The 5,078-nt window shown below is 74.5% G+C and carries 3 protein-coding genes and 1 pseudogene; 3 read left to right on the top strand and 1 reads right to left on the bottom strand.

The window, feature by feature from the left end; genetic code table 11:
• Nucleotides 1–684, top strand: a 684-nt coding sequence (locus ACOJUF_RS07555; protein ID WP_420121244.1) for a PH domain-containing protein, incomplete at its 5' end; no start/stop codon positions are given.
• 175 nt (nt 685–859) lie between these two features.
• On the opposite strand, the gene ACOJUF_RS07550 is transcribed toward ACOJUF_RS07555, so the two are convergent.
• Nucleotides 860–1,174, bottom strand: a complete 315-nt coding sequence (locus tag ACOJUF_RS07550) for a hypothetical protein (protein ID WP_420121243.1) — start codon at nt 1,172–1,174, stop codon at nt 860–862.
• Between the two features lie 305 nt (nt 1,175–1,479).
• Between ACOJUF_RS07550 and ACOJUF_RS07545 the strand changes: the two are divergent.
• Nucleotides 1,480–3,746: pseudogene (locus tag ACOJUF_RS07545) on the top strand (elongation factor G-like protein EF-G2).
• A gap of 260 nt (nt 3,747–4,006) precedes the next feature.
• The coding region (locus tag ACOJUF_RS07540; RefSeq protein WP_420121245.1) for an FAD-binding protein at nt 4,007–5,078 on the top strand (1,072 nt) is incomplete at its 3' end.

Below are 5,078 nucleotides of genomic sequence, written 5' to 3'. Positions count from 1 at the left end.
GGCGGCGCGCGACTGCACGCGATCGCCACCGGACTGCGCCGCGCCGGCGGGGACGACGCCGGTCCGGCCGGCGACGGCGGCGGGGCGCTGCTGATGCCGCCGGCGCCGGCCGGGGAGGTGCGCCGGGTGGAGGCCGCGGTGCTGAGCCGGGGGCGGGCCGGTGACCGTCTGGTGGACACCCCGCTGCTGCGGCACGGCCCGGCCGCCCGCCGGCGCCGGTACACCCGGGCCCTGGCCGGCACGCTGCCGGTGGCCGCCGGGCTCGCCGCGCTGACCTGGTGGGCCGGGGTGCCCACCCCGCTCCTGACCCTCTGGGCCCTGCTGATCGTGGCCGCCGTCCCGCTGGCCGCCGACCGGTATCGCCACCTCGGTCACGCGGTCGTCGACGACCATCTGGTCGTCCAGGTCGGTTCACTGGCCCGACGGCGCACGGTGCTGGCCGTCGACGGCATCGTGGGGGTGACCGTCCGCCGTTCGTTCTTCCAGCGTCGCGCGGGCCTGGCCACCCTGATCGCGACCACCGGCGCCGGCGCCCAGCACTACGACGTCCCCGACCTGCCCGAGCCGGTGGCCCTCGATCTGGCCCGGTGCCTGCTTCCCGAGCCCGTTGTGAAGCCCGCCGTGGAGCCCGCTGCAGAGCCCGCCGGGGAGCCGGTGAACCTCGGCCCGGTGACCGGCCGCTGACCGGCCCGCTGACCGGCCCGCTGACCGGCCGCTGACCGGACCGGGGGCCGGTACGAGGACCGGCCCACCGGGGGCCACATGACCCCCGGGCCGGCCGGCGAGGCCACCATCGAGCACCCGACACTGCTCCCCCGGCGGGGTCGGCGACGCCGACACCGCGGCGGTCCGAGCACCCCTACTCGGGCCGCCGGTGCCGTCCCTCGGCCGGATCGACGTCGCGGGTGGCGTAGGACGGCCGGTCCGGATCGACGGGATCGGGCTCGGCCGGGTCGATGTCCCGGGTGGCGAACGACGGCGTGCCCGGCGGGATCGGATCCGGTTCGTGCGGGTCGATGTCCTTGGTGGCGAACGTCGGCTCGGGAGCCTCGCCGGCCGGGCCCGAGCGGTCGTCCGGATCGACGTTCTCGCGGGCGAAGTCGGGCGTCACGCCCGCCGGGTCACCTTCGCGGTGACCGGCGCCGGACGCCGGCGGGCCGTGGTGATCGGTCATCGACGGTTCCTTTCCTCGACGGTGAGGCGGGGCCCAACGGCCTCCGTCTCTCCAGACAACCACTTCCCGCCGCGACTCGGGGGCCGGATCGGTCGTCGTCGCGCCCGGTTGCGGTCGGCCGGACCCCTGGCAAGCTTGCCGGTGGAGAGGCCGACATCGCCGCGGCGCAGGGTCGTGGCCCGGGCCCAGCAGAGGTGGTCACGCATGAGAACTCATGAACCCCCATGCCTCCGGGTCGGTGACGACCGTCCCGCTGCGCCCCGGTGCGGCGAGGCCGCCGGCCGGCCGGGACCGGGGTCGCCCCGATGACCCAGGGTGCCCGCGACGGCGGCGCGACCACCGCCGAACAGGTCCGCAACGTCGTGCTGGTCGGCCCCGGCGGGGCCGGCAAGACCCTGCTGGTGGACGCCGTCGCACTGGCGACGGGCGTGATCGGCCGGCTCGGCTCGATCGAGAGCGGAAGCACCATCGGCGATGTCGAGGAGGTCGAGAAGCGGCTGGGCCGGTCGGTGTCGCTGTGGGGGTGGAGCGGGGGGGGCACCCAAAAGACCGGCGTGGGGTGGGCGGTTGGGTTTGGGGGTGGGTGGCCCGGTTGGGGGCCACCGACGTGCCGGAGGTGGATGGGCCGGTCCGGATCAACCTGATCGACACCCCCGGGCACGCCGACTTCGTCGGCGAGTTGCGGGCCGGGCTGCGCGCCGCGGACGCCGCCCTGTTCGTCGTCTCGGCCACCGACACCGCGGCGGCCGGCGGCGTCGTGGACGGCGCGACCCGGATGCTGTGGCAGGAGTGCGCGGCGGTCGGCATGCCGCGGGCCGTCGTGGTGACCCACATCGACCAGCCGCGCGGCGACTTCGCGGCCGCGGTGGAGAGCTGCCAGCTCGCGTTCGGCGACGGCGTGCACCCGCTGTACCTGCCGGTCGACTCCCCGATCGGGGAACCGCCGACGGCGCTGATCGGCCTGCTCTCGCAGACCGTCTACGACCTGTCCGGCGGTCGCCGGGCCGCGCGGCCGGCGGGCGAGGAGGAGCGGAAGTCGATCTCGTCCACGCGGGAGGCGCTGATCGAGGCCGTCATCACCGAATCGGAGGACGACGGGCTGCTCGACCGCTACCTGGCCGGTGAGCAGGTCGGCTTCGACACCGTGGTCGACGACCTGGAGACCGCGGTCGCGCACGGCACCTTCCACCCGGTCATCCCCTGCGTGCCGACCACCGGGCTCGGCGTGTCCGAACTGATCGAGGTGATCGGACGCGGCCTGCCGCACCCCGAGGAGCACGTCCTGCCGCCGGTCTACACCCCGGCCGGTGCCGACCGCGAACCGCTGACCGGCCGCTCGGACGGCCCGCTGGTCGCCGAGGTGGTCAAGACGACGACCGATCCGTACGTCGGTCGGATCTCGATCGTCCGGGTGTTCTCCGGCACCCTGCTGCCGGACGTCCCGGTCCACGTGTCCGGCCATTTCGCGCGCTTCTCCGGCCACCCCAAGGACGAGGCGTGGCACGCCGAGCACGATCTGGACGAGCGGGCCGGCGCGATCTCCCGGCCGTTGGGCGCAACCCTGTCCCCGGTCGGCCGGGCGGTCGCCGGCGACATCGTCTCGGTCGCCCGGCTCTCCCATGCCGAAACCGGCGACACCCTCTCGGACCCGGCCGACCCGGCCGTGCTGGCTCCCTGGGTGATGCCCGAACCGCTGCTGCCCGTGGCCATCTCGGCCCGCACCTCGAGCGACGAGGACAAGCTCGTGCAGGGTCTGGCCCGGCTGCAGGCCGAGGATCCGACGGTGCGGGTCGAGGTCAATCCGGCGACCGGTCAGCTGCTGATGTGGACGATGGGTGAGCAGCAACTGGAGGTGCTGCTCGACCGTCTCCGCACCCGCGCGGGGCTGGAGGTGGCCGTGTCCCCGGTACGGGTGGCGATGCGGGAGACCATCCGGCAGGCCGGCAACGGACTCGGCCGGCACGTCAAGCAGTCCGGTGGGCACGGCCAGTACGCGGTCGCGCAGATCGAGGTCGAACCGCTGCCCGAGGGCGGCGGGTTCGAGTTCGTGGACCGGGTGGTCGGAGGCGCCGTCCCCCGCCAGTTCATCCCGAGCGTGGAGAAGGGTGTCCGCGCCCAGCTGGACAAGGGAGTGACCGGGCACCCCATGGTCGACGTGCGGGTGACCCTGGTCGGCGGGAAGGCGCACAGCGTCGACTCCTCCGACGCAGCGTTCCAGCTCGCCGGATCGCTGGCCCTGCGGGAGGCCGCGCAGGCGGCCGGCATCCAGCTGCTCGAGCCGATGAACTCCGTGACGATCACCGTGGACGACGAGTACGTCGGCGCGATCCTGGCCGACCTGGCGGCCAGGCGCGGGCGGGTCCGGGGCACCGAATCGGCCGGCGACGGCCGGTCCTCCGTGCAGGCCGACGTGCCGGAGCTGGAGTTCGTCCGGTACGCCATCGAACTGCGCTCGCTGGCCCACGGCACCGGCAGCTACCGCACGCAGTACCTGCGGCACGCTCCGGCACCCGACCACGTCGTCGCCCGGCTGCAGGCCCAGGAGAAGGCCGAGAAGGGGCGCGAAGGCTGACCGGACGGTCAGCGGGACCACCGACACCCGGACCGCGCCCCGGGCCGGCCGGGCCGTCCGACCGGCCCGGACGAACCGTCGAACCACCCTGACAAGACAAATGGGACGCCGCTCACCTAGCCCGGGTGAACCGGGCGTCATATAGCGGGACTAACTTGTGTGGCATGTGGGCCGTGTCCGATGGAACCGCTCCTACCGAGGCGCCGGCCCCGGTCGACACCTGGTCGGCCCGGGCCGCCGATCCGGCCTACGCCCCGGGCCTGCGGCGGCTGGTCGCCAGCTACCGCGCCATCCCGACGGACCGGCGGGTGCGGCTGGCCAAGCGGACCTCGAACCTGTTCCGGGCCCGCGGCCGCACCGGCGCCCCCGGCCTTGACGTCTCCGGGCTGTCCGGGGTGCTGGCGGTCGACCCGGCCGCGCGCACCGCGGACGTCGGCGGGATGTGCACCTACGAGGACCTGGTGGCGGCCACCCTGCCCCACGGGCTGGCCCCGCTGATCGTCCCGCAGCTCAAGACCATCACCGTCGGCGGCGCGGCGACCGGTGGGGGCATCGAATCCGGCGCGTTCCGCAGCGGGGTGGTCTACGACGACATCGTGGTGATGGACATCCTCACCGGCGCCGGAGATGTCGTCACCGCCGCGCCCGGCGGCCCGCACGATGACCTGTACTACGGGTTCGCCAACTCGTACGGCAGCCTGGGCTACGCCACCCGGCTGAGGGTGCGGCTGGAGCCGGTCCGGCGCTTCGTCGCCCTGCGTCACCTGCGGTTCGACGATCTCGCCGAGCTGGCGGCCGCCCTGGCCGCGATCAGCGTCGCCCGGGAGCACGACGGCGAGCGGGTCGACTACCTCGACGGGGTCGTCTTCACGGCCGACGAGCAGTACCTGACGCTCGGGCGGCTGACCGACGAACCCGGCCCGACCAGCGACTACACCGGCCGGCAGATCTACTACCGGTCGATCCGGGAACGCCCGACCGACCGCCTGACCGTCCACGACTACCTGTGGCGGTGGGACACCGACTGGTTCTGGTGCTCGCGGGCGTTCGGCGCGCAGGTCCCGGCGATCCGGCGGCTCTGGCCCCGGCCGCTCAAGCGCAGTTCGGTCTACTGGAAGCTGGTCGCGCTGGACCGCCGGTTCGACATCGCGGACCGCCTGGAGGCGCTGCACGGCCGGCCGCCGTTCGAGCGCGTGGTGCAGGACGTGGAGATTCCCGTCGAGCGCACGGCGGAGTTCCTGCGGTGGTTCCTGGCCGAGGTGCCGATCGAGCCGATCTGGCTCTGCCCGCTGCGCATCCCCCGGCGGCCGGACCGGGCGGCCGGCGATGTCG

Origin of the sequence: Nakamurella sp., assembly GCF_048594475.1 — a bacterium.
Taxonomy (GTDB): Bacteria; Actinomycetota; Actinomycetes; order Mycobacteriales; family Nakamurellaceae; genus Nakamurella.
Note: the sequence above shows the minus strand (reverse complement) of the source record. Positions and strands in the feature narration are given on the sequence as shown.

Excerpts from the sequence above, each read along its gene's own strand:
- ACOJUF_RS07550 (WP_420121243.1), bottom strand. The coding sequence starts at position 1,174 with ATGACCGATCACCACGGCCCGCCGGCGTCCGGCGCCGGTCACCGCGAA.